A 25,813-nucleotide genomic window follows, 5' to 3' on the forward strand; every position below is an offset into this window, starting at 1 on the left:
TTGATTTGTTCAAATATGTCATTTAGATTTTTAGTCATAGCATTAGTTGATATTTTTTATACGTATCTGCATTTTCCTGCAATTAATGTTGTCATTTCAATGTTACCAAATAATATAGCGCAAAAAGAATAATCATACCACTCTAACCGGCCACAAATCTTGTTTTTTTACAATACTTATCATTGCAAACCCTAATAAATAGCATGCTTATTACTAATAAAAATATGCCAAAATGATAGCTTTGACCCATTAAAAGATCGGCCTTGAAGAATAGGCGTCTAGCTTTCCTCAGAGAAGGGTCGCAGCTGATCACTCCTAGGGTGTGTTTGCAAACTATTTGATCCAAATCATTGAAGCTGCCAGGTAAACGAAAGAAAGAAAAGTCTGGGCAAGCTTTTCATAACGTGTTGCCACTCTGCGGTACTCTTTGATTTTACTGAAAAAGCATTCAACAAGGTGCCGTTCCTTATAAAGATGCCGATCATACCGACGAGGTGTTTTACGATTTGAGCGTGGAGGAATAACTACGGTACAGCCTCTTGCTTCAAGAAGTTGAACTAACGGCTCGCTGTCATACCCTTTATCGGCAATGACAGTGCAATCACGAACCCCTTCAAGTAATTGTGGTGCAACACTGATATCCGCGCATTCACCTCCTGTAAGGAAAAACGATACAGGATTGCCGAGCGCGTCTGCCTGTGCATGCAGCTTGGAGGTAAAACCTCCGCGACTGCGGCCCAGAGCTTGTCTGTGCTGCCCCCTTTTGCGCCAGCCGAATGTTTGTGGGCATGGATGTACGTACCGTCAATCATTACCGCTTCGAGATCGGGGTCAGACGCCAGAGCGAGAAAGACTGCTTTCCAGGATCCTTTTATCTGCCAACGCCGAAAGCGGGAATACACGGCATTCCATGAACCATACTCTCCCGGCAAGGCCCTCCAGGGAGCCCCGGTGCGCAGCAGCCAGATGATTGCATTTATGAATGTTCGTTTATCTTTGGCCGGACGGCCGCCTTTGGGCGAACCCTCAAGCGGCAGAACGGGCTCAAGCCGTTGCCAGGTTTCATCGGAAATATCGGTATAACACATGTCCAAAAGCTACACCAAACCACGCTGGTTATAAAGTTTGCAAACACACCCTAGTGTTGGCATATCAAATGCGGTGTTTATTTTGTTAGCAACAGCAAAATCGTTGCCCCTAACTTTCTCGGAGGAAAAGGGAACTATCACTAAGTTATAGCTTCCGTAGCTTGATAATTTTTAAGGCCAACACAAGTACCTTCTCGCATAAACCCTTTATCTTATTCTCATAATTCGTTGCTCTAAACTAATATATCACCTAGGGCATACTTATAGCTGCAGCGGCTATACATTTTGGGTAAATTTGCAAGCTCCTGTGCCTTTGTAACCTTCAGAGACTCTAGATGATGAACCTGATCATCCTATGGAGAAAGAATTTAGCATCGTAACTAGAAAATTATTTGGAAAAGATATATGATGATAGCCAAAATCTGCTATGGCATCGTCGCCAATATTTTATGACCGTGAGTATATGCCTGAATATTAATGGTTTTCATTTTTTTGTGCTCTCATTTTTTTGCTGATATGCAACATCTCCCTAGCAATTAGCGATCTAAAAGAGGAGGCTCCATATTTTGATACTTCATGCAATGAAATCTGGTGAGGATATTTTTCCCCATAATAACTCATATATCTTTCAAGAATAGCTTTGTATGTTGATGCATATCTTAAGTCAGTTATTGCATTTTGAAGGGCAACTCCATGGATTGTATTCAAAAGACCGTCAGATATTGGGTATGTCAACATATGATCTCTGTACTTTGAATCAAAATCTGACCATTGGCTGCCAAAGCTATCTTGATATGCATAGGGCATAATCCCATCATATTTATTTGCAATAATCTTGAATCCATAATTAATTCTGAACTCTTCTGGTTTAAATATTCCTACTTGAGGATTTGCATACGAGTAAATTTTGGCTTTTTTTTGATGAAATTTCTCGGCTATTTTTTCTGATGGCTCGTAGGCTAAAATATATATGACATCTTCTATTATTTTATCTTGAAAGTTTTCTGCTTTACCTGCCAGGAATATTCCCACCCCATTGGCCTTTAATATAGGTAAAACCCTATTTAGAGTATCCTCATATTTTTTCTTATCAGGCTCATCAATAAGATAGAAATAAATCTTCTTATATTCTTTGAATAGTGAATCAGATTTTATTTTCATTAGGCGCTGTTTATATTTTAACAAATCGTTTTTCCTTAAGTAGCTAATAAGCGCGCTATCAACAATGAATATTTTATCTTTCTTTGGGAATAGCTCATTCCTTATTTTCATGTACTCTCTATATTTATTATCGTACAAGTATACAGTTGGATATTGAATCCCTTTCTCGAGCATATCCCTAAATTCAGTTTCGAGTTGGCTTCTTGTCTTTTGCTCAGATGATAGCGTTGCTTCTTTTGCATGAAAGATTCCTCTATAATAAATCGCTGTATCAACATTTGAGTCAATAAGCTCTAGAGGGATGGTTATTATCGGGATACTAAATGTATGTTTACTTTTGTCACCTAGTTCAATACCAATTATTAGCTCATTTATCTTCTTGCTCTCCTTTTCAAAAATATATAAAATTTGTTCTTCTGGAATTTCTATGGCACCTTTTGTTTTCTTATCTGTTATAAAATATTTTTTAGCGTTATGTGGAATCCTTCTTTTTTTATTCACCCCATAAGATAGATCAAACTTTTCTATATTTATGTATTTTTTCGATCCAAATATGTCTACTTTAATCAAATTTACTGTATTTTCTTTATCAATCTTTAATATCCCATGGTCTTTAGCCAGTATTTCATATTCTATGTTTCTTTCTTTATATTTGCTATGAAATACAGATTTTTTTGAATTTCCATCTTTATACCATGGCAGTAAAAAATAAACATCATAGTTATTATCATAATCTGCAGGATCATCTGTCCTACAAATAAAAATATCAGATATTTGCAATTTATTTTTATTTAATAGCATTACTTCTACAATTAACTTTTCATTTTTTGCCTTGAAGAAGCTACGCGTAGAATTTTTTTGCTCCCGCATAAGACCTCTAGCGTAAATTGCAAAATTATGATCCTCTTTGATAAGCTCAAATATTTCCCCCTTGCATATTGATATATTACCCACAAATATCAGCAATGCTGCCAGAAGAATCGATACTAGGGAGCGCATGGATATATTTTGAAAACATAGAATATATATTCTGTGCGTCATATGTTTTTTGATAATCATCTTGATTATGAATTAATATGGCTCTAGACTATCAGTTTTTTGTTCTTTGCCACCAAAAGTTTGAGGCTGGCGAGGAGTTGTGGCAGCGCTCGATTGTAGCGCCATTCACACTCCTTGAGGTGGAGCTCGAAATTCTGCTTCACTTCATTAAACTTTGCCAGGCGGCGTTTTGTAAAGCTCCAGAATGCTTCGATACCGTTGATGTGGACCGATTTTTCCGCAAAATGTCTGGATTTGTTGATGCGGAAGCATTGCTGTCCGGCTAAGGGATAAGAAAAGAGTCCAAAATCTCAGCGATGTGTGGTAAAAGAAATCACCACAACATCTTGCCACACAAGGAGATTCTGGACTTGAGTCACCATAATACACTATTCTCCCAGACGCTATCTCTGATTCCCAGACATGTTTTTCAGAAACTCGAAAGACGGCACAAAACCGGGCGCTCGTCGCGTCAATTCGGTTTCAAGGAGCAGTTCACGGTCATGGCCTTCATCCAGCTTGCCGCAAGACGTTCCATGCGCGATGGCCTGCGCTGCCTTGAGGCTGCGGGAAACCGCCTGTATCACTGGGGACTGAAAAACGTGGCCCGCTCGACCTTTGCTGACGCGAACAATTCTCGCCCCGTAGGCTTTTTCAAGGATCTGTTCGCCGAGATGTACGGCCTGTGCGCCGCAAAAGCCCCGAAGCACAAATTCCGTTTCAAATCCAAATTGTTCAGTCTGGACGCCACCACCATAAAGCTTTGCCTGTCGCTTTTTCCCTGGGCCTCGTTTCGGCAGGCCAAGGGCGGCGTCAAAGTACATACCTTGCTGGATCACGATGGCCATATCCCGGCTTTCGCAACCGTCACCGACGCCAAAACCCATGAAAGCCGCATAGCTCAGGCTATGGAGTTGCCCAGGGGCTCCATCGTGGTCTTTGACAAGGGCTTCATCAGCTATCCCTGGTTTCGGATCCTCGGGGCAAAGGGTGTCTTTTTTGTGACCCGGCTCAAGCGCAACGCCGTTTTCAAACTCCTGGAGCGCCGCCTCGTGAATCGCAAGACCGGCGTTACTTCCGATCACATCATTGAAGTCTCCAGCCGGGGAAAATCCTTACGCTTGCGCCGTATCGGCTATCGTGACCAGGAAACCGGGAAACACTACGAATTTTTGACCAACCATTTCCGGCTTTCGGCGAAAACCATCGCCGACATCTATAAAGACCGCTGGCAAATCGAGCTCTTCTTCAAGGAAATCAAACAAAATTTGCGCATAAAGACCTTCGTCGGCAACTCGGAAAATGCGGTTCTGATCCAGATTTACACGGCCCTGACGGTTTACCTGCTCCTCGCGTACCAGAAATTCCTCAGCCGTCTCGGACTCTCCGTACAGCAACTCTTCCAGCTCATTCAACTCAACCTGCTCGGCGAGGCCTCCTTGGATGAACTCCTGAATCCCAGACGACGAAAATTCGATAATTCATATAACTTCAAACTGTTAGATTACATCGCTTAGCCGGACAGCAATGATGCGGAAGTGTTTGTCGTACCCCACATCCACCAGTCCGTCATAGCCTTTCCAGTAGTCGGAATGGATAATACTCTCAGGCGAAACCTTGCCCCTGATGATGGCTTGAAGCGTTTTGGCCGAGCAGTCGGTGACCAGCTCTGTGTAAACCGCTTCCTCACGCTCATAGATGCCGAAGACTGGCTGTTTAAGCGTGCCCCGGCCTCTTTTTCGAGGACCGGGCCGTCCACGAACCCGAGTGGGGCCAAAGAAACTTTCATCAACCTCAACCACACCAAGTATTTGTTCTTTTTGTGATACCTGGTGGAGATAAATCAACCGCCTGAAGGCCAGAAAATACCTGTTCACGGTCTTTCTGTTCAGCTTCAAAAGTAGAGCGGTTTTGGTAGCGTCAATGTCGATGCAAAAGCATTCAATGATTTTTCCGACTTTGTATCGACTTAACCTGCTGTTTTCAAACATTTTTCTAGCCTATCAGACACTGGCCTGATGGTCTAGACCCTTAATATTATTTTAGCTGAATTGAATATAATTATATCTCTTCTAAAGTCAAAGCAATCTAGCATCACGATATTTTTTTAGTGGAATACCCTCCTAAGGCATTTTTTATCTTTTTCTTAAATTCATTTATCCATTGTAATTGCCTTTTATTATTTTGCGCAGTAAGAATTTCCTCCTGTGTTCTTTCTCCTTTTTTTACTATTATTTCCACCTTGTTAGCGGAGGGGATGTGTTCTTCACCTTTTTCTTGCATCTGATTCCTCATCACCTCCAATTCAAGAAACACCAACTGCGCCTCCGTACTCCATGCAGCCAGATGTTCCTCCAATACTTTCAAACGCCGCTCTATGGAGAGCAGCCGATCCTCCGTATTGTAGGGGATATCCAGGCCAGCTGAAGGCTCAGGGATAAGAGAACCTGTGGACTGCAGGACCAAAGCCATCTCTTCGATCACACTGTCCACAATCTTCTGGTCGATGCTGGGTTGCCCATCCGCATATCCGTGCAACAATGCAGCGTCGCATAAAATATTGATCAAACGAGGCACCCCTTTAGAAGCGATATGGATGCCTTCCATAGCTTCATCGGAAAAAAGCAGAGGATTTCCGCCAGCTTGCGCCAAACGGAAGCAAATATAGGCCTTGACCTCTTCCTGGGCCAAAGCCGAAAGGTGGTAGGTTGAAGTAATGCGTTGGGTCAGTTGGGTCAGAGTGGGATCAGCCAATTTTCTGCGCAGCTCGGGCTGACCAGCAAGTACGATTTGCAACAACGGCCGAGAGGTGCCCTGAAGATTGGAAAGGAGCCGCACTTCCTCCAATGCGTCGCGGGACAGATTCTGCGCTTCGTCCACAATCACGATGGACCGACGGCCATGAGTAAAGCGGTCGATCAAAAAATCATTGAGCAAGGCCAAGTTTGCAGTCTTGTCCTGGCCGGGGCTGCCAGCCTCAAACTCCTGGATGATGAGCCGCAGCAACTCGTCGCCGCTAACATTTGTGTTGAAAACCAGAGCCACATCGGCCACATTTTTGATCTTTCCCAGCACATGCCGAAGCAGCGTAGTTTTTCCGGTGCCTATCCCACCGGTCAGAACCACCACCCCGGTACCCTCGGACAGGCCATACCTCAGATGTGCAAGAGCCAGTTTGTGCTTCTGACTCATGTACAAGTAGTGGGGATTGGGCATGATGGTAAAGGGCCGTTCCCGCAACCCGTAAAACTTTTCGTACATATGAAAATCTGCTTAATGTTAATACGATGGCTCTATTTGGCCCGCTAAAACCCCAGCCTCTCTGCTGCGGTCAAGATGTCCCACTGGTATTATTCAGAACAACACCCAAAAGATTTCTCCCTTCCAGCATTTTCAACGCCGTGTTCAAGTCGTTGCGATCAGTTTTTCCCTCGTCCACAACGAGCACAATACCATCCACGTACTCCGCAAAAACCAGAGCATCCGGAATATCAAGCAAATGGGGGCAGTCAAAAATAACATATCTGTCCGGGTATCGGGTCTTCATTTCCTCTACCAACCGCTCCATTGCCGGAGAGCCCAAGATATCGGCGGAGTCGTCCTGTGAACCGCCGGCAGGAAGCACCACCAGCTTTTCCATCCCGGGATTGACAAGGGTCTGGGTCAGCGGAATTCCCCGTAAAAGATGATCTGTCAGACCCGGCCGATTACCCATACCCAGGCCGCAGGAAATACCCGGCCAGCGCAGATTTGCGTCAACCAGCAACGCGGTTTGACTGGCATCGCGGGAAATAGTGATCGCCAAATTAGTGGCCACGGTAGTCTTCCCCTCACTCCGGCCGGGGCTGGTGACCATTATCGTGTTAAGCTTTTTAGGACGGGTCTGCTGCAACAGTTGGGTGCGTACAACATTGAAGGCGTCCCGCAATTCCTGCGGCGCATGTGCTCCCAGAAGCCTCCGCTCTTCCATTCTATGAAAGCATGCCTGCTCAACGGATGTCTTCTCATAACGGACCGCGACACTAACACGGGGCTCCTCATGATGTTCCCGGGAGGGAGGTCTGTATTCCGGAGCAGACTGCGGCGAGCCTTCAAACCAGAAGGAGTTCTCTTCCGAACGTTCCAAAGATCCATCCTTTCCATTGACTCTACGCTCCGCCATTTCGGCCTTCTCAAGAGCCTTCATGATTTTACTCATAGACTTTCCTCTTTGAAGACTACCCTCTTATACTAGACTTCATACTGCGTATTATCATCTGAAAATAAGAGATATGATTCAGACGCCGAAAATTCGTCCCATTACCTGATAAAAAAGGACATCCAGCGGACGCACGAAGATGTGCACCACGCCGAACAGTACCACCAGCACTCCTACCGCTATCGCGAACGCCCAAAAGAGACGCCTCTTACGTCTGGCTGCACCTTCGGCAGTGCTGATATGCGGGATACGCCCCAACAACGGAACATCAGTCAAAACGCGAAGGCCACGCACGCCCCGAACGGAACTATCCAAAGCCTCAGCCAATGCCCCGCAGCCGGCACCGGCCCCTAAAGACAACACAAAGCCAACCAGCAGCAACAACGGACGCTTCGGTTTGGATGGGACCTCCGGGAGCATGGGGGGCTCAATGAGAGTCAGTCTCTCTCCTACCCGTTCCTGTTCCAGTTCTCTGGACTCTCTGGCCGCCATGAACTTCCGTGATGTCTCCTGATACTTGAACTGCGCGTTCTGGTAATCCCGTTCAAGCCTCCGGTACTCCTGCTCCACTCTGGGCGCGTCCTCCAGGCGCCGGACCAGTTCTTCCTGACGCGCACGCAACGCCGCCGCTCTGGTCCTCTGCGTCTGCAGATCAATATCTGTCGCCTGCAATTGACTTTTGAGAGCCACCCAGGCCGGATTGTCCCCGGTCGCAGATGCAGAAGAATTCCTCCACTTCTTCGAACCGGCTCCACGCTTTTCCAGAGCCTTCACCCTGCGTTCGGCGGCTCGCACATCCGGATGATTCGGGCCATATTTGCCTTTCATCTCCGTAAGCCGGGCGCGTTCCGCTTGCAGGTCCGCCGCCAAGTCCATATTTCCGCCCGATCCTTCCAGGGAGGCAATCTGCTCACGTAATTTGATGACGTCCGGATGCTTTTCCGAATGTGTTGCGCTGAGAGCAACATAGCGGGCCTGCAGAGCCCGTAACTCTTCTGCCGGCGCCAGCACATGCGTACCATCTGCGGTAACCAGAGTTCGCTGCTGCGAGACGGTGGCAAGCTGACCTTCCAGAAAAGCCCGGCGCTCCAGAAGCCCCCTGATATGCTCTTCCAGCGCCTGGACCTCACGATCGGTGCGCTCCAATGTCTGCAGATTAAGCTGCGTCAGTTCCGGCAATACACCCAAGTGCTCTTCTTTGAACCGGGCGATCAGTTCTTCGGAATGAGCAACCTCGTCCCGCAACGCGGCAAGTTGCTTCTCCAAAAAGGAGTATGCGGTAGAAGCCTTCTCCTCGCGGTTCTTCAGATTCTCTTCCAGAAAGAGGGATACCAGTGTATTGGTCGTTTGCAGCACCTGGGTCGGATTCTTCCCTTCAAAAGCGATGGAGAACGCAATCGTAGCCGTAGCCGGCCGGCCGGTGTTGCTGGCCACATCCGCCTTGATGGGCGTCATGGAGATGTTCTCACGCATCATCTCCACAAGCGCCTCGGAAGTCATGGTCTTGCGTTCATCCTTGTACAGTCCCACCCGGTCAATGATACTCATCAGGTTGGTCCGGTTCAGCACCACCTGCATGATGGCCTGCAGCCGTTCCTCCACAAAACCGGTCACAGTGGAGCGCACCAGTTCCTGCGGCACTTCCTGGCCTTCTATCAAGATGGTGGCTGATGACTGATATTTGGCAGGAAGCAGCATCACCACAGTCGAAATGATGCAGAAAAGCACGACAAAAGGGATCACCATCTGCCAGAAGCGGCGCTGGACGACACCCACGATATATCCGATATCCATTTCTTCGGAGGGCATCCCAAACTCCTTACAAAGCATCTAGGCGACCGCCTGATGCATCAATTCTCGGACCTCAACCCAAGACGCCACGCACAAAAAGGCTTTTTTCCAGGGGACAAAACGCGGCGCCGACAAATATATCTTACCAGTCAGTGGGAAAATCCATGGATAGATTCAGATACACCTTGTTGCGATCTGTCGTCTTATCGGAAACCCTGTTCTCTTCCCGGATGAACTGGTATCCACCTTCCACTGTGACATCTTCGCCCAGGCGATACCGCGCAACGGGCCCCAAAAGATACGTCTGTGTATCCTTGTCCTGTACCAAGCCTCTGGTTTTTGATTGATACCACGCCGCCTGCATGCTACAATAAAGCCGCTCCGACAGATTTCTGCCAAAAACAGCACGCAGTCTGTCACGGGTGATGAGCTCGCCATAGCTTGATGGGGACTCGGATCTGTCCGCAGTCACATGCAACTTCCATACTTCATCCGTCCAGGTGGCCGAGAGGGAACCGGAAAAAGTCAGCCGCTTGTCCTCCATGTCTTCACCCCGGTCCAAATTCACAGACGACATGGTCTGACTGATTCCGCCCATCATCTGGAACTCCAGCATTTCCGTGGCTCTCCAGGACAGGCCGGCCAAACCGGTCAGCACCAGCTGATCCGTTTTCCCCCCGGGATGATCAAAACGATAGAGATAGACACCCGCCTGACCCATCACCCGCCACAGCTCATTTCGCAAAGCATGACTCCAGGTGGCCGTCGAGCCCAGTGTGCGGTAGTCCGTATACGCGGCCCGTTCATAGTCCACGGCCTGCGCACTGACGTCCACAGCCAGCTCATCCCGTTCACTGACCAGTACTGTCAGGCCGGGCGCAACGCTGTAAAGATTCCTGGGAACGGACTCCGTGACAAAACCGGACTCGGCGTACTCCGTCTCCACCGTATGGTCCCGCATCCAGGATACTCCCATTCGCAGACGCGTGCGTTCGCTCAACGAATAGCCCAGTTCCGCACCCGCATGTCCGTTGTCCCTGTTATATTCGCTGTGCTCCGCGTACCGGAAAGCATCCAGCCGGCCAGTAAGAGACAAGGAAGCCACCTCGCCTTCCATAACGACCTGCAAGGCCGGGGACAGCAATATTTCCAGATCGGACTCCCCCTTGCCCAGCACGCTGTCGTCATAAGTTCCGCGGGCTTTGACGGATGGCGTGATCATGGTTCCGCACAGCCCGTCGGACACGGCGGTCAGAAACAGCACGCCCGCGCAAAGCCATGCACAGAAAGAGATCGGACGCATATCAGGGAACAAGGACGACATCGCCGGGCTCCAGCAGAATATTCTGCTCCAGACTCTTCCCGCTCGCCACCCTGTCGTAGTCAAAAGGCAGGAAACGCTGTTTTCCCTCTCCGTCAACGCGGACAATCCGTATCGACCCGGAAGAAGCGAAGGGGGTCAGACCTCCGGCCATGGACAGCGCCTGCAATACGTACATGGGGCCATCCATGGGAAAAACGCCTGATTTCTGGACCTTGCCGAGTACGGAAACCCTGAAACCCCGGGGCTCGACCAGCATGACAGTCACAGGCGCGCCATGAATGTATTCGTCCATTTTCTCTTCCAGAACACTCCGCAATTCATCGACGGAAAGCCCTGCGGCCTGGATGTCACCAACCAGAGGGAAAGAAATTCTGCCGTCAGGCCGGACGAGCACCTGACGGGTCAGATTCTCGTCTCCCCAGACGGAGAGTTCGAGCACATCCCCGCTGTTCAGAGCAAAACGTGCTTCCTGAGCGACTGCCGCGGAGGCGGCCAAAACAAAAAAGGCAACAGTCAGGTGGACGAATAAAAGACGCATAAAAACTCCGTGATGAAGAAATTACGCGCGCCAATTCATATCCGGGCGCGCCATGACCACAATTCCGACCCATGTATGCCATATAACCTGCTGGAAAGTATAGTCCGGAAACAGCCTCCGCGCAAATGAAGCAGCAGCATGCCGTCAGGGGAGCAGAATTTTTCCATCGAATCAAGTCAGCAAGCCAGTCCTTCCGGACCGACGCAATGGAGCAGTTGGAGTGGAAATCTTACAAAAGCAAAATGTCCCAAACAACAAGACAGTCTTCAAAACCCATACAGATATTGTCTGATAGAACCGGACAAATACCGAACAGCTCACTTCCCTTTTGTCAGCAGCCGCTGTATACATTCAAATTTTGCGTGACAGATAATCCCAACCCCAGAAATCGGTCCGCCACTCAGGACGTCCAAAGTAAGCGCGTACAGACCGCAACAATCCATACCTCCAAGCCCCAGCCCGCCGGTACTGACACAAAGCATGTTCAGCACCGCCGAGGGACCTGATCTTCCATGGCAGCCATACTTTTCATCCATAAGCACAATGATATTTTCCAAGCCCTCGCACCGATCATGAAAAACCATCGGTGCGCTTATTTCCCGTCAATTGAAGCGGCTCTGGAAAACCTCAAGAGCAACGCATACGATGTCATTGCTCTCGATATCGATCTGGCCCTCGATCTGAGCACCTCTATCCAGGAACTGGCCAAGTCCAGAAACAACCCGCACATTCTGGGCGTTGCCGGTGCCTGCACTCCGGAAAAAATGGAGCAGGCCCTGCGCGCCGGCCTGTGGGATGTCCTGTGTGCTCCCTTCGCCTTCGAAGATCTGGAGCAGGCCATCAACCGCTGTCTGCATCATCGGGACGCCAAAAAAGGAGCAAAGCGCCGCGACCATATCAAGCGGGATGCCATTCTGGGCACAAATTCATGCCTCAACCAGTGTCTGGAGAATATCGCCACCGTGGCGCGCAGCAATGTGAGCGTGCTCCTCCTGGGTGAAACCGGGACGGGGAAGGAGCTTTTCGCCGGCGCCATTCACGCGAACAGCGCCCGGTCGTCACAAAATTTCATCGTGGTCGACTGCACGAACATCCCCAAAACCCTGGCGGAGAGCCTCCTCTTCGGTCATGAACGCGGCTCTTTCACCGGCGCTGCGGATTCGCGAGACGGTCTGTTCAGGCAAGCCGACGGAGGGACGATCTTTCTGGACGAAATCGGCGACCTGGACATCGAAATTCAGAAGTCGCTTCTGCGGGTTCTGCAGAACCGCAAATTCCGTCCGCTCAGCTCAAAAAAGGAAATCAGCAGCGACTTCCGGCTGGTCGCCGCCACCAACAAAGACCTGGAATCCATGATCGAGGAAGGCACCTTCCGGAAGGATCTCTACCATCGCCTCTGCGCCAGCGTCATCCATCTGCCTCCCCTGCGCGAACGCAAGGAGGACATTCAGCCCATCGCAAACTTTCATGTCCGTCAGATTTGCCTCGAGCTGCAGTGTCCGGAAAAAGAAATTTCCTACGAGCTCCACCACGCCCTGACTCTCTACGACTGGCCGGGGAATGTGCGGGAGCTGATCAACGCCCTTTACGCCACGGTCCACAACGCCATCGTGGAAAACCGGCTCTATCCCCAGCACCTGCCCATGGATATCCGCACCCAGGTTCTTCTCAAGCGCCGGAACAAGCATGTTTCCGTCATGCGACCCTACATGCCCAATCCGCTGCCGGCGCATGGCGATGCATTCAATTCCGACGATTCAGAGCCGGTCCCGGAAGACTCGCCCATCGCGTCCGGTGTATCTTCACCGGACACACCGCCGGATCACGCAAACGCCTGGAGAACTCCACCGTTTCCACAGACATTCATGCCCAACCCGGAGGATGAGCTCCCCCCGCTGCGGACAGTCCGAGAATTTGCCATACACCAAATGGAAGCCGCGTACCTCGAGCAGCTCATTACCCGCAGCCAGGGAGATTTCCGCCGGGCGATGGATATCTCCGGACTTTCCAGAGCGAGGCTGTACGACCTGCTGAACAAGCATCAGTTATCCATCGGCAGACCCGGCGGCCGCACTCGCGGCAAATAGCCCCATCTTCAGCGCAGAATTCAATCTGTCCCAGACGGCGAAGATGGGCCGGTCCCGCTCCGCATCCAGGCACTCAATTCCGCTCCTGATCCAGGAAGGAATGCATGCCACACAGGCCGCACACGCCACACCCGGCCTCCGGACAGGGCGGAGTGGCCAGGGCGTGACGATACTTGACCCACTCGGAGTAGAGGAACTTTCTGGACACGCCCACGTTAAGGCGCTCCCAGGGAAAGATATCATCTCTCCCGGCTTCCCGCCCGAGTATGGAGTCCGCCGACGCCCCGTTTTCACGCAATGCGGCGGACAGGCCGATATCCGCAGCTTCCTCCAAAAAAGGAAAAAGTTCCTCCCCGCCCCTGGCCAGCAGGGCCTGCACTCTGGCCTGAGCCGGATTCTCGCCGGAAAAACGCATCCCCCTGTAGCCGGAAACAATTTTCTTGATTCTCTTCATGGCCCGTTTAAGCCAAGCCTCGTCGCGCATGGCCGCCCATTGCAGGGGAGTCCAGGGTTTGGGGACCAGACAGCTCACGGACAGGGAAACAAGCTCCACACCCTTGTTTCTGCCGCCCCTGCCCAGATTTCTGGCCTCATCCACACGTCCCAGAAAGCCGTCCAACTCCGTCCAGTCTTTTTCGGATTCACCGGGCCAGCCCGTGATCATGTAGACTTTAAGGGTATTGAACTGCATCCGGCTGATCCGCTCCACCGCTTTCAGAAAAGCGCCCTCGGAGAAATTCTTGTTCATGGCCGCGCGCAGTCTGCGACTGGCTCCTTCCAGGGCCAGCGTCACAGAACGGGTACCTGTGTGACGCAGGAAGCCGAGCAGCTCCTCGGTCAATCCGTCGGCCCGCAGGGAAGACAGGGAGAATTTCACTTTGCGTTCGGCAAGCCAGCGCAGAAAAGGCAGCAGATCGGGCCAATCCGTCAGGGCCGTGCCCACCAGACCGACCTTGTGCGGAGAGCATTCCTCCACAATGCGTTGCAGGCGCGCCATGTGGGCGTGGCGGGGCGGCTTGTAGATGCTGCCCGCCGCACAAAAGCGGCACCCGTAAGGGCATCCCCGGTTTACCTCCAGCAACAGCATGTCCCGGAACTGGGCCTCGGAACTCACGAAACAGGAATAGCCGGGCTCCGGCAAGTCGGTGTGTGCGGTCCAGGCTATCCGGCGGCGGGCAGGCTCCCGGCTTCTTCCGGGTATGAAAACGCCGGGCATCCGGGCTACGCTCTCCAATGCGGCGTCTTTTTCCGCACCGCTCATCCATTTGGCGGCCAGAGTGCGGCAGACCGCATCCAGGCCAGCCTCGGCCTCACCGACGAAAATGCCGTCCAAAGCGGGCAACAGAGGAAAGGGATTCAAAAAAGCGATGGGGCCGCCGGCCAGTACCAACGGCCATTGTGCGCGGTCCGAGGCCCGGATGGGCACGGAGGCGGACCGCAACATGCTCAGAACGGAAGGGAAATCCCCCTCAAAGTTCAGGCTGAACAGAACGAGGGGGAAAAGGCCCAGATCGCGCCCGGAGTCAGCGGACCTGGGCCTCGGGGAAGCGGGTTCCCAAAAAAAGCGCTCTACTGCCAATTCCCCGCGCGGCGCGAGGAGACGGTACACCACCTGCCAGCCCAGAGTGGACAGGGCGTGGTCCATCCGGCCGGGATAGACCAGAGCCACGGGCAGGCGTCCGCCCCATTCTTTCAGTTCGGGAACGGCGCGCCCGTAGTACAGGCGCGGAGCCGCCCCCATCTCATGCACCCCAGACACGTTAAACGCGCCGGGGTACTAATCGGCCTGCATTCTGATGAAGGACGGAATTTCGAATTCCTCCTCGTCGAACAGAAATTCCGCGTCATCCCCGCTGTTGGCGGCGCGGGCGCGAAAGTCCGGCTGAGGATCCTCTTGGGCCGCGTTGTTTTTCGCGTTCCGGTAGTACGTCGGGACGTTGTAGTCCGTGTTTTCGCTCAGGACGAATTTTCTGCGCGGGCGCAGACCCGGAATGACCGCTTCCTGCCGGGACGCGCTCTTGCCGGAGGAAAGCGACGTCACCTTGCCGCTCTGTTCACGCACAGCGTTGCCCTGAATGCCCGTGGCCACGACAGTGATGCGGATTTCATCCGTGCACTCCGGATCGAACACCGCGCCGAAGTAGATGTTCGCATCTTCGTGGGCGGCATTGTGGATGATGTCGGACGCCTCAGACACTTCCTCCAGACTCAGATCCGGCCCGCAGGTGATGTTCAGCAGCACGCCCTTGGCTCCGTCGATGGTCACATCTTCCAGCAACGGGCTGGTGATGGCCTTCATGGCCGCCTCGCGGGCCCGGCCTTCGCCGGAAGCCACGCCCGTGCCCATCATGGCCAGACCCATCTCGCCCATGGCGGCCTTGACGTCGGCAAAGTCCAGATTGATGAGGCCGGGCACCATGATCAGATCGGAAATACCCTTCACCGCATGAAAGAGCACCTCATCGGCCCGGGCCAGCATGTCCACGAAGGATGCCTTCTTGGCCGCCAGGGTCAGCAGGCGGTCGTTGGGGATGGTGATGATGCTGTCCACAATTTCGCGCAGTTCCTTGATGCCGCGCTCGGCCTGCTGCAGGCGGCGCTTGCCCTCGAAGTGGAAAGGCTTGGTCACCACGGCCACGGTCAGGGCGCCCATGTCCTTGGCCACCTGGGCGATGACCGGAGCCGCGCCGGTACCCGTTCCGCCGCCCATGCCCGCGGCGACGAAGACCATGTCGCAGTCCCCCAGCACATCCCTGATCTGGGTGTGGCTCTCCAGAGCCGCGTCCCGGCCCATGTCCGGGTTGCCGCCCGCGCCCAGCCCCTTGGTCAGTTTGTCACCGAGCTGAATCTTGTATTCGGCTCCGGAGCGTTTCAGGGCCTGCATGTCCGTGTTGGCGGTGATGAAGGTCACACCCTGCAAGGCGCCCTTGATCATGTTGTTGACCGCGTTGCCGCCGCCGCCACCCACGCCGACCACCTTGATCAGCGCGCTGTCCTGAGGTTCCATTTCCAGAAAGTCCATGATTCCACCCATAATTCCCCCTCGTCGCAATTGACATTACCGCCGGGACCGGCCGCCCCGGCGACTCCGTTTCAGAATCCCGGTCAGCTGATGTCCGCAAACCACTTTCTCATCCGCGCCAGAATGGAATGAAAAATATTCTTGTCGCGGATACGGATCCTGCTGTCCTTTCCATGTTTTTCCGCTCCGTACAGGAGCAGACCCACCGCCGTCGCGTACATGGGGCTGTCCACCACATCTTTCAGACCGCCCACTCCGGCGGGCGAGGCCGTGCGCGTCGGCAGATTGAAAATCTGTTCGGCCAGTTCCTGAATGCCCTCGATGCGGGACGCGCCGCCGGTCAGTACCACGCCCGCGCCGACCAGTTTCTTGTACCCGGAACGGGTCAGCTCCTGATCCACCAGGGCCAGCAATTCCTCCATGCGCGGCTCGCAGATTTCGGCCAGAACCTGCCGGCTCAGCCTGCGCGGCTCCCGGCCGCCCACGCTCGGCACCTCGATCACATCTTCCGGGCTGACCATCTCGGCCAGGGCGCAGCCGTATTTGATCTTGATTTTCTCCGCGGCCTGGGTGGGCGTACGCAGGCCGAAAGCGATGTCGTTGGTCAGATTGGCCCCGCCCAAGGCCACCACGCCCGTATGCTTGATGGAATTGCCGTGAAAAATGACCAGATCCGACGTGCCGCCGCCGATATCCACCAGCGCCACGCCGATTTCCCGTTCCTCGTCCGTGAGGACGGCCTTGGACGAGGCGAAGGCCTCCAGCACGATGTCCTCCACATCCAGGCCCGACTTGTGGCAGGACTTGACGATGTTCTGGGCGCTGGTCACGGCTCCGGTGACGATGTGCACCTTCACCTCCAGCCGCACACCGGCCATGCCCAGCGGGTCCACGATGCCGGACTGGTCGTCCACGATGTATTCCTGCGGCAGGATGTGGATGACTTCCCGGTCCAGCGGGATGGCTACGGCCTTGGCCGCGTCGATGACCCGTTCGATGTCCCGGGCCGTCACCTCTCCGCCTTTGACCGCGATCACCCCGTGACTGTTGAATCCCTTGATGTGGCTGCCCGCGATGCCCGCATACACTGCCCGGATCTCGCATCCGGCCATCAGTTCGGCCTCTTCCAGCGCTTTCTTGATGGACTGCACGGTCTGCTCGATATTGACCACCACGCCCTTGCGCAGGCCCGTGGAAGGGCTGGTTCCGATGCCGATGATGTCCACACCGCCATCGACGGCCACCTCTCCCACAACGGCGCAAATTTTGGTCGTTCCGATATCCAGACCGACAATCAGTTCAGACTTGGCCATACACTCCCCCGTCTCCTCCCGGCCGCGACCGGCGCGCAATTTCCTTGAACTTGGAATAATCGAAAATCTTCATCCCCGCGTGCATGCGTCCCTCAACTCTCCGGCAACGGCTGTTCAGCGCCCAGCCTGATCCAGGCCCGGCCGGGCATGACAAACATGGAATCCACGCGGTTCAGTTCTCCACGGCTTTCCAGATCGGCCCAGAGCCTGATCAAGCCGTCCAAGGTGGCCGAAAGGTTCGTTCCGTCCAGCTGCACGAACACCTGCGGCCGCTCCAGCAGCAGACTGAACTGTTCGGCGCTGTCCTGACGCACCCAGGCGATCTGGCTCATGCCGAAAGGCAGCGTGTTCCGGGCGATTTCCTCCAGCAGCCGGGTCACGCCCGGGCTGACCGGCACACCGTCCTCCTTGTCCAGAAGCGGCAGGGAAATGAACTTGTCCGCGCTCACGGCCGCAATGATCCGCCCGCCGGCGTCGGCATAGCACAGGTGATCATCCCGCCGGACCAGGAAGAACGGTTCCCGCTCCTTGACGACTATGGTCAGGCCGTTGGGTAGCACTCTGGTCACGCTCACGCTTTCCACCCAGTCCGAAGCCGCAATCCGCCGCTGCACGTCCGCGATGTTGACGTCAAGCACATTGGCGTCGGGCCGGAGGCCGCCGAGAGCCATGATTTCTTCCCGGTCCAGACGCTGCCCGCCCTGAATGGTCAGCGCCTCCAACCGGAAGAACTCGTGACTGGTGATCCAGCGATAGCCGTGCAAAATGCCGAAACTCGCAGCCAGTATGAAAAAAATCCCGAGCACCAGACGGGTACACAGGGACAGCGCCCGCCCCAGGCCCAGAACAAGGCCCCCGGCCATGGCACCCGTCCTGGCGGTTCTGCGCGGTTCCACTTTTCTGGAAACATTTCTGCGCATTCTTCTGCCCATGACCGCCGCGCCCATGTTCAGATCTCCCCGTCCACAAATTTCTGTCCCACGGTCCAGATACTGCCCGCGCCCAGGGTCAGGAGCAGATCGCCCGGCCGAAGAATCCTGCCCAGTTCCGCACCCAACTCGTCGAAACTCTCGAAAAAGCTGACCGGCGTGCGGCTGACCTGGCGCACAGCCTGGGCCAGACTCTGGCCGCTGACGCCGGGGATCGGAGCCTCGCTGGCCGGATAGATCTCCGTCAGCAGCAGCTGATCCACCGGCTCGAAAACTTTGGAGAACTCCCCGAAAAGCGCCTGCGTGCGTGAGAACCGGTGCGGCTGAAAAGCCACCACCAGACGCCGGTCCGGATAACAGGTCCTGGCCGTCTCCAGCGTCGCGGCGATTTCCGTGGGATGATGGCCGTAGTCGTCCACCACCAGCACGCCGTCCCGTGAGCCTCTGTGTTCGAACCGCCGTCCGACCCCGGCGAACGCGCCCAGGCCCCGGATGATATCCTCCCTGGAAATGCCCGCCTCCTCGGCCACGCCGATGGCTGCCAGGGCGTTCAGCACGTTGTGGCGGCCGGGATGGGCCAGCAAGACCTCTCCCCAGAATTCGCCGTCCCGGTACACCCGGAAATTCGACCCCGCCTCGCAGGTGACGATCTCCGCCCGCAGGACGTTGTCCTCCCCGAAACCATAGGTCAAAACGGGCCGGCGGACACGGGGCAGAACGGAACGCACGCCCGGATCGTCGCCGCAGACCACATTCAGGCCGTAAAAGGGCACGCTGTTCATGAAGCTGACGAAGCTGTCCCGGATTTCGTCCAGCCCCTTGTAGAAATCCAGATGGTCGGCGTCGATGTTGGTCACCACGGACAGAAGGGGCAGCAGACACAGAAACGATCCGTCGGATTCGTCGGCCTCGGCGATGAGATAGGCTCCCTGGCCGAGCATGGCGTTGGCCCCGTAGGCGTTCAGCCGCCCGCCGATGATGACCGTGGGGTCGAGTCCGGCTTCCATGAAAATTGTGGCCAGAAGGGACGTGGTGGTGGTTTTGCCGTGCGTTCCGGCCACGGCCACGCCGGTCTTCAGGCGCATGAGTTCGGCCAGCATCTCCGCTCTGGGAATGATGGGCACGCCGCGCAGACGCGCCTCGGCCAGTTCCGGGTTGTCGTCGCGCACGGCCGAGGAGCGGACCACCACCTGCGCGTCGCGGACATTTTCGGCCGCATGTCCCGTGAACACCGTCGCGCCCAGCCTTTCCAGCCGGTTCAGCACCGCGCTTCTGACCAGATCCGAGCCCGAAACCTCGTATCCCAGATTGATGAGCACCTCGGCGATACCGTTCATGCCGGAGCCGCCGATGCCCACCATGTGGATTTTTCCGATCTTGGATTTCATGCTCATAAAATTCACCTGCCCCGCGCCGCGAGTTCCAGAAGCTGTTCGACTATCTTTTCCCCGGCGCCGGGATGCCCCATCTCCCTGGCGGCCCGCCCCATCTGGTTCAGACGGCCGGACATCTGGAAAAGATCGGCCACGGCCGAAGCCAGGCTGACGCTGCCCAGCTGGTTCTGCTGCAACACCATGGCCGCACCGGCCTGTTCCAGAAGGCGGGCGTTTTTGAGCTGATGGTCGTGTGTGGCATACGGAAAAGGTATCAGCACGCTGGGTTTTCCGATCGCGGTCAGCTCGGCGATGGTCGTGGCTCCGGCCCGGCAGATGACCAGATCGGCGAAATGATACGCCGCGCGCATGTCTTCTATGAAGGCATCCACCCGCGCCTCCGGATACCGCTTCGCATACGCCTCGCTCACAGCCGCGAAGTCGTCCTTGCCCGTCTGAAGCCAGATGCGCAGCCCCTGGCTTCTGAACGCGTCCATCTCCTTCAGCATGACCTGATTGAGGGCCGAAGCTCCCTGGCTGCCGCCCATGACCAGCACGTTGCGCCCCGCTGTCCGGCCATCTTCCGGCAATTCCAGAATCCGCCCGCGAATGGGGTTGCCCGTGAGCACGGTCTTCGCCCTTGCCGTCTCCGGCAGTTCCATGTCCGCGAAGCTGGCCAGCACGCGGTCCACCCGTCGGGACAGCACGCGGTTGCTGACGCCGAGCACGCTGTTCTGCTCGTGGACGGCCGTGGGAATACCCATCACGACGGCGGTCAGGGTGCAGGAGAACCCGGCATATCCGCCAAGGCCCAGAACCACATCCGGCCGGAAGGAGCGCAGCAGCCGCCAAGCCTGGAGCATGCTCCGGCCGAGCCAGAACAGCGCGCCCAGACTGCGCACACCCCGGCCCAGCACGCCCCTGGCCGGCAGAGCCGCGAATTCCAGCCCGGCCTTTTCCGCCCACAGCCGCTCCGGCCCCCGATGTCCGCCCACGAAGAGGATGCGGCAGTCCGGCAGACGGGAGCGCACCGCCTCGGCCACGGCCAGGGCGGGGAAAATATGGCCTCCGGTGCCGCCTGTGCTCAGAATCAGCCTGTTCATGTCCGCACCTTGCGCGACAGATTGAGCAGCACTCCGGCGCAGAAGAATCCGGCCACCAGATGGCTGCCGCCGTAACTCAGAAAAGGCATGGGCACGCCCTTGGGCGGGATGGCTCCAAAGACCACGCCCATGTTCAGAAGCCCGCCGATGATCAGGATGGCTCCCATTCCGAAAGCCGTGATACGGTCGCGCATGCCTTCCTGCCGGACGCTTATGACCATCACCCGCCACAGCACCACGCCCAGCAGAATGACGACCAGGGAAATGCCTATAAATCCCAGCTCTTCACCCACCACGGACATGATGAAATCGTTGTGCGCCTCGGGCAGGAAAAAAAGCTTCTGCCGCCCTTCGCCCAGCCCCAGGCCGAACCAGCCGCCGGAGCCCAGCCCGTACAGGGACTGCACCAGCTGGTAGCCCGTGTTCTGGGCGTCCTTGAACGGGTCGAGAAAGGAAAATATGCGCCGGAACCGGTACGGCGAGTTGACCACCAGCAAAATTCCCGAAACCACGGCCAGCATGACGGCCGAGCCCAGAAAGATGATCCGCGTGCCGCCCACCAGACACATCAGAAAAAGGAGTGCGGCCAGAAACACCGCCCCGCCGAAGTCCGGCTGCAGCAGAAGCAGCATGCACAGCATGCCGGTCATCATGATGGGCGGCAGAAAGCCCACGCTGAAGGTCCGGACCTTTTCCTGCTTGTTGGCGAAAAAGTAGGCCAGATAAAACACCAGAGCGATCTTGGCCGCTTCCAGAGGCTGCACGGAAACAGGTCCCAGACGCAGCCACCGGCTGGCTCCTCCGGCCTTGTTCCCGAGCGGCGAGAACACCGTCAGAAGCAGCAGCGCCGCCGCCAGCAGAATCCAGAAATAGGTCCTGCGATAAAAGAACTCCATGTTTGCGCGCATGGTGGTCAGCAGGATGCCGAACCCCAAGGCCATGAACAGCCCCTGCTTCCAGAACAGGGCGTATTTGTCGCCGAAAACCTTCTCCGCCATAATGCCGCTCGCACTCATGACCATGACCAGTCCCAGGGACGACAGCATGATCACCGCCCCCAGCAGGATGTAGTCGAAGCCGTTTCCGGCTCCCTGAGTTTCGCGGCGGCCCGGAATCATTGCGGTTCCTCCATCCATTCCCGCACGGTTTTCTGGAACACCTGTCCGCGCTCTTTGTAATTGGCGAACAGATCGAAACTGGAGGTGGCCGGAGACAGCAGCACGCACTCCCCGGCGCGGGCCTCGGAGGCCGCCCGGTGCACGGCGTCTTCCAGGGTCGCGTCCCAGAAGATGTCGAGCCCGCAATCTTTCCAGGCCGATTCAAAAAGCTCGCGGGAAGCGCCGAACAGATAGATGCCGCGGACCTTCTCCCGGATGAGCGGCAGGACCGTTCCCAAATCGCCGCCCTTGAACACGCCTCCGGCCAGAAGCCGGACCGGCCTGTCCTGGCTCTTCAGGGCCGCGATGGTGGAATCGACGGTCGTGGATTTGGAGTCGTCCACGAACATGATCCCGGCATGCTCGGTGACCGCTTCCAGGCGGTGGGGCAGCGGCAGAAAGCCGTCGATGCCCCGCTGCACCTGATCCTGATCCAGTCCGAAATGGCGGCAGACCAGAAACGCGGCTTCCATGTTGGCCAGGTTGTGCTCGCCGGGCAGTCCGGGGCAGGAAAAACGGTCCGAAGCCGAGAAGTATTCCCGCCGGGCGCGGGTGAAATCCCGGCCCTCCAGTTCTTCGCGCATGGACGCGGGCGCAATGGCCAGATCGCCGGGCTCCATATGCGCGAACATGGACAGTTTGGCTTCCAGATATTCTTCCATGCAGTCGTGATAATCCAGATGGTTGGCCGAAAAATTGAGCAGCACCGCCACGCAGGGATGAAACGTCGGGGAATTCTGCAACTGGAAACTGGACACTTCCAGAACCAGAATTTCGGCCTGCCGGTCCCCCAGCACATATTCGCACAGGGGCGTGCCGATATTGCCGCCGGTGAAGACCTCCCGGCCGTTTCGCTCCAGAATGCGGCTGATCAGCGTGGTGGTGGTGGTTTTGCCGTTGGTGCCGGTGACCGCCACAACGGTTTCGGAGACGAACCAACTGGCCAGTTCCAGCTCCGAGATCACCCGTGCCTGCGGCGGTATCATGGATTCCATGCGGGAACGGGGCACGCCGGGGCTCAGGACCACCAGATCCGCCCCGGAAAAATCCTCGGCCCGGTGCTCGCCGCACACGACGGTATATCTCCGGCTTTCCGCAGCCACTCCGGCCGCGGCGGCGCTGCGCTCCAGCACGCTCGTCTCCGCGCCCAGTTCGGCCAGCAGCCCGGCCGCGGCCAGACCCGAACGCCCGGCCCCCACCACCACGGCCCGGAGGCCTCGAATCCGGCGGGCCCGATCGGATTGCAAAAGCGCGCGCATCACGGCCTACCGGAGTTTGAGCGTTCCCAGTGCCATGACCGCCAGCAAAAGCGACAGGATCCAGAACCGGATGATGATTTTCGACTCATGCATGCCCTTTTTCTCGAAATGATGATGCAGCGGAGCCATGCGGAAAATCCGCTTGCCGCCGCTCATCTTGAAATATCCCACCTGCAGGATGACAGACAGGGTTTCGATGACAAAAAGCCCGCCCACCACCACCAGCAGCAGCTCCTGTTTACAAAGCACGGCCGTGAAACCCAGGGTTCCGCCGATGCTGAGGCTGCCCACATCACCCATGAACACCTGAGCCGGAAAGGCATTGAACCACAGAAATCCCAGCCCCGCGCCGACCATGGCTCCGCAGACGACCGTCACCTCGCCCACGCCGGAAACCGGAGTCACCTGAAGATACTGGGCCAGGTTCGCGTGGCCGGCCACATAGATGAACACGGCGAAACATCCGGCCGAAACCACAGCCGGTCCGATGGCCAGGCCGTCCAGACCGTCCGTGAGATTCACGGCGTTTGAAGCCCCGATCATGACGAACATGCCGAAGGGCACGTACAGCCAGGACAGATCGGGGTTCACGTGTTTGAAAAACGGCACCGCGAGCCGGGTCGAGTACTCCGGGAAGGACACCAGAAGGGACATGGCCCCCAGGCTGACGATCACCTGTCCCAGCAGCTTGGCCCGCGGCGACAGGCCGTCGTTATGCTTGCGCACGATCTTGATATAGTCGTCGGCAAAACCCACCGCGCCGAAACCCGTGAAGACCAGAATGGCCAGCCAGACGAACTTGTTGCCCAGATCCCCCCACAGGAGCACGCTGAAAAGCATGCAGAATCCGAACAGCAGGCCGCCCATGGTCGGCGTGCCGCTCTTGCTCTGATGGTCCGGGCCGCAGCTTTTGATGTACTGTCCGAAGCGCAGCCTGCGCAGCCATTCGATGAACGCTGGGCCGATCATGATGGAGAGGACGAGGGCCGTGAGCATGGCATAGACGGACCGGAACGTGATGTAGCGGAACACGTTCAGGATGCTTATCTGGTCGCTCAGCGGATACAGAAGATGATAGATCACGCCCAGCTCCTCTCCAGCGCCGCATAGAAATTTTCCATTTTACAGCCGCGCGAGCCCTTGAAAAGGACCACACCCTTCTCGGAGCGCAAATCCCGCATGACCCCGAGAACATCCTCAGGGGCAGCCGCCGGAATGAACTCCCCGGAAAAACCTTCCAGCCCTTCGCGCACATGTCCGGCATGAGCGCCGTAAAAAAAACAATGCGTGGCCGGAGTGGCCGCGATGCGTCGTCCGAGTTCCCGGTGTTCCCGTTCGGCGTCGGCGCCCAGCTCACGCATTTCCCCCAGCACCAGCACCAGACGGCGGTCTCCGGCCAGCCTGACGGCCTCGTCCAGAGAGCAGGCCATGGACACGGGATTGGCGTTGTAAGTGTCGTCAATGAACGTCCAGCCTCCCACCCGGCTGACCGCAAAACGCTGCGGCGCGGGCGAGTAGGCGGCCAGCCCGGAGGCGATGTCCGCAGGAGTCAGGCCCAGTTCCATGCTCATGGCCGTCACGGCGGCCACGTTCTCGGCCACATTGACCTGATCCGGCACGCGCAGCCGGATCTCTCCGGCCGGAGTCCGCAGGACATAGAGCAGCCCCTCGCCGTCGGCTTTCTTCTCCAGACAGGCGTATGCGGCCCGGCCGTTTCGCCCGGAAAACTCCACCACTGCCGTCCCCCGGCCGGCGCAGGCTTCCCGCAGGGCCGGATAGTCGGCGCCGACGCAGGCAAAGCCGTCCGGACGGACGTAATCAAGCAGCGTGCTTTTCTCCCGCGCCACTCCGGCCAGACTGCCCAGCCCCTCCAGATGACATGGCCCGATATTGACCACCAGCGCCGCGTCAGGAGCCAGAATGTAGCCCAGATCGTCCATGTCGCCGGGACGGCTGATGCCAAGCTCCAGCACCCAGAAATCCTCCTCGCCGTCCATTTCCAGAATGGACAGGGGCAGGCCGATCTGATTGTTCAGATTGCGAAAATTCTTGCCTGTGCGTCCGGCCACGGCCAGGACCCGGGCCAGCATCTCCTTGACCGTGGTCTTCCCGGCGGAGCCCGTCACGCCGATCACCCTGGCCTTGGTCCTCTCGCGCCAGAAACGGGCCAGACGGCCCAGGGCGAGGGTTGTGTCGCGCACCAGAATGACCGGCACCGGAAGCTCCAGAGGACGGCCGGAAATCACGGCGCAGGCGCCGCCTTCCACGGCCTGGCGGACGAAACCGTGCCCGTCCAGATTGCGGCCCACGATGCAGAAGAAAAGATCGCCCTGCTGGACGGTCCGGCTGTCGATGCAGACCCGCGAGACCTCCTGCTCCGGCCGCGTGTCCACACTGGTACCCAGGGCCTGGGCTATTTCCCGAAGAGACAT

19 protein-coding genes and 2 pseudogenes are annotated in these 25,813 nt (G+C 56.1%); 2 read left to right on the forward strand and 19 right to left on the reverse strand.

Translation table 11 applies throughout. From position 1 onward, the window contains the following. Positions 1–333 precede the first annotated feature (333 nt). The 3 genes and pseudogenes from AXF15_RS13260 to AXF15_RS13940 form a co-directional block, all read right to left on the reverse strand. Positions 334–1,088 (reverse strand): IS5 family transposase gene (locus AXF15_RS13260; RefSeq protein WP_236884803.1). Its coding sequence is split into 2 segments (ribosomal slippage): positions 334–755 and positions 755–1,088, totalling 756 coding nucleotides; the frame shifts between segments, so codons are not numbered across the junction. A 474-nt stretch (positions 1,089–1,562) separates the two neighbouring features. Next, positions 1,563–3,290 carry a hypothetical protein gene (locus AXF15_RS02285; RefSeq protein WP_151192255.1) on the reverse strand — a complete coding sequence of 576 codons (1,728 nt, stop codon included), beginning with the start codon at positions 3,288–3,290 and terminating at the stop codon, positions 1,563–1,565. A gap of 41 nt (positions 3,291–3,331) precedes the next feature. Further along, a pseudogene (locus tag AXF15_RS13940) lies at positions 3,332–3,556 on the reverse strand (IS1595 family transposase); the annotation flags it as partial. Between the two features lie 48 nt (positions 3,557–3,604). Between AXF15_RS13940 and AXF15_RS02295 the strand changes: the two are divergent. Continuing rightward, positions 3,605–4,804, forward strand: coding sequence for an IS4 family transposase (locus AXF15_RS02295; protein WP_236884760.1), 1,200 nt, complete (start codon positions 3,605–3,607; stop codon positions 4,802–4,804). A 12-nt stretch (positions 4,805–4,816) separates the two neighbouring features. Here the strand turns inward: AXF15_RS02295 and AXF15_RS02300 are convergent. The 6 genes and pseudogenes from AXF15_RS02300 to AXF15_RS02325 form a co-directional block, all read right to left on the reverse strand. Then, positions 4,817–5,278 (reverse strand): annotated as a pseudogene (locus AXF15_RS02300) (IS1595 family transposase); the annotation flags it as partial. A 103-nt stretch (positions 5,279–5,381) separates the two neighbouring features. Next, positions 5,382–6,548, reverse strand: a complete 1,167-nt coding sequence (locus AXF15_RS02305; protein ID WP_066602758.1) for an ExeA family protein — start codon at positions 6,546–6,548, stop codon at positions 5,382–5,384. A 70-nt stretch (positions 6,549–6,618) separates the two neighbouring features. After that, positions 6,619–7,485 carry a P-loop NTPase family protein gene (locus AXF15_RS02310; RefSeq protein WP_066602761.1) on the reverse strand — a complete coding sequence of 289 codons (867 nt, stop codon included), beginning with the start codon at positions 7,483–7,485 and terminating at the stop codon, positions 6,619–6,621. A gap of 78 nt (positions 7,486–7,563) precedes the next feature. Then, complete coding sequence (locus AXF15_RS02315; RefSeq protein ID WP_066602763.1) at positions 7,564–9,294, reverse strand: hypothetical protein; 1,731 nt, start codon at positions 9,292–9,294, stop codon at positions 7,564–7,566. A 124-nt stretch (positions 9,295–9,418) separates the two neighbouring features. Continuing rightward, positions 9,419–10,579 carry a porin family protein gene (locus AXF15_RS02320; RefSeq protein ID WP_066602766.1) on the reverse strand — a complete coding sequence of 387 codons (1,161 nt, stop codon included), beginning with the start codon at positions 10,577–10,579 and terminating at the stop codon, positions 9,419–9,421. A 1-nt stretch (position 10,580) separates the two neighbouring features. Next, a complete protein-coding gene (locus AXF15_RS02325; protein ID WP_066602768.1) occupies positions 10,581–11,138 on the reverse strand; it encodes a polysaccharide biosynthesis/export family protein in 558 nt (185 codons plus the stop codon). Positions 11,139–11,710: 572 nt separating this feature from the next. Between AXF15_RS02325 and AXF15_RS02330 the strand changes: the two genes are divergently transcribed. Beyond that, a complete protein-coding gene (locus tag AXF15_RS02330) occupies positions 11,711–13,225 on the forward strand; it encodes a sigma-54-dependent transcriptional regulator (protein WP_169793572.1) in 1,515 nt (504 codons plus the stop codon). A gap of 73 nt (positions 13,226–13,298) precedes the next feature. Here the strand turns inward: AXF15_RS02330 and AXF15_RS02335 are convergent, their stop codons facing one another. The 10 genes from AXF15_RS02335 to AXF15_RS02380 form a co-directional block, all read right to left on the reverse strand. Next, complete coding sequence (locus AXF15_RS02335) at positions 13,299–14,984, reverse strand: radical SAM protein (RefSeq protein WP_335338897.1); 1,686 nt, start codon at positions 14,982–14,984, stop codon at positions 13,299–13,301. A gap of 18 nt (positions 14,985–15,002) precedes the next feature. Then, positions 15,003–16,247: a cell division protein FtsZ gene (gene ftsZ, locus AXF15_RS02340; protein ID WP_066608573.1), complete on the reverse strand. Its 1,245-nt coding sequence runs from the start codon at positions 16,245–16,247 to the stop codon at positions 15,003–15,005. Between the two features lie 83 nt (positions 16,248–16,330). Next, the gene (gene ftsA, locus AXF15_RS02345; RefSeq protein WP_066602778.1) at positions 16,331–17,560 is read right to left on the reverse strand and encodes a cell division protein FtsA; all 1,230 of its coding nucleotides are present in this window, start codon (positions 17,558–17,560) and stop codon (positions 16,331–16,333) included. Between the two features lie 92 nt (positions 17,561–17,652). Beyond that, a complete protein-coding gene (locus AXF15_RS02350; RefSeq protein WP_066602781.1) occupies positions 17,653–18,507 on the reverse strand; it encodes a cell division protein FtsQ/DivIB in 855 nt (284 codons plus the stop codon). A 2-nt stretch (positions 18,508–18,509) separates the two neighbouring features. Next, positions 18,510–19,877 carry a UDP-N-acetylmuramate--L-alanine ligase gene (gene murC / locus AXF15_RS02355; RefSeq protein ID WP_066608576.1) on the reverse strand — a complete coding sequence of 456 codons (1,368 nt, stop codon included), beginning with the start codon at positions 19,875–19,877 and terminating at the stop codon, positions 18,510–18,512. Positions 19,878–19,888: 11 nt separating this feature from the next. Then, positions 19,889–20,965 carry an undecaprenyldiphospho-muramoylpentapeptide beta-N-acetylglucosaminyltransferase gene (murG, locus tag AXF15_RS02360; RefSeq protein ID WP_066602783.1) on the reverse strand — a complete coding sequence of 359 codons (1,077 nt, stop codon included), beginning with the start codon at positions 20,963–20,965 and terminating at the stop codon, positions 19,889–19,891. After that, positions 20,962–22,083 carry a putative lipid II flippase FtsW gene (gene ftsW / locus AXF15_RS02365; RefSeq protein WP_066602786.1) on the reverse strand — a complete coding sequence of 374 codons (1,122 nt, stop codon included), beginning with the start codon at positions 22,081–22,083 and terminating at the stop codon, positions 20,962–20,964. The genes murG and ftsW overlap by 4 nt, the downstream gene beginning before the upstream one ends. After that, positions 22,080–23,381 (reverse strand): UDP-N-acetylmuramoyl-L-alanine--D-glutamate ligase, encoded by a 1,302-nt coding sequence (gene murD, locus AXF15_RS02370; RefSeq protein ID WP_066602789.1) that lies wholly within the window; start codon positions 23,379–23,381, stop codon positions 22,080–22,082. The genes ftsW and murD overlap by 4 nt, the downstream gene beginning before the upstream one ends. Positions 23,382–23,387: 6 nt before the next feature. After that, entirely contained in the window at positions 23,388–24,464 is a 1,077-nt protein-coding gene (mraY, locus tag AXF15_RS02375) for a phospho-N-acetylmuramoyl-pentapeptide-transferase (protein WP_066602792.1), read from the reverse strand. After that, entirely contained in the window at positions 24,461–25,813 is a 1,353-nt protein-coding gene (locus tag AXF15_RS02380; protein WP_066602795.1) for a UDP-N-acetylmuramoyl-tripeptide--D-alanyl-D-alanine ligase, read from the reverse strand. Before AXF15_RS02380 ends, mraY begins: the two co-directional genes overlap by 4 nt.

It is taken from the genome of Desulfomicrobium orale DSM 12838 (genome assembly GCF_001553625.1).
Taxonomy (GTDB): domain Bacteria; phylum Desulfobacterota; class Desulfovibrionia; order Desulfovibrionales; family Desulfomicrobiaceae; genus Desulfomicrobium; species Desulfomicrobium orale.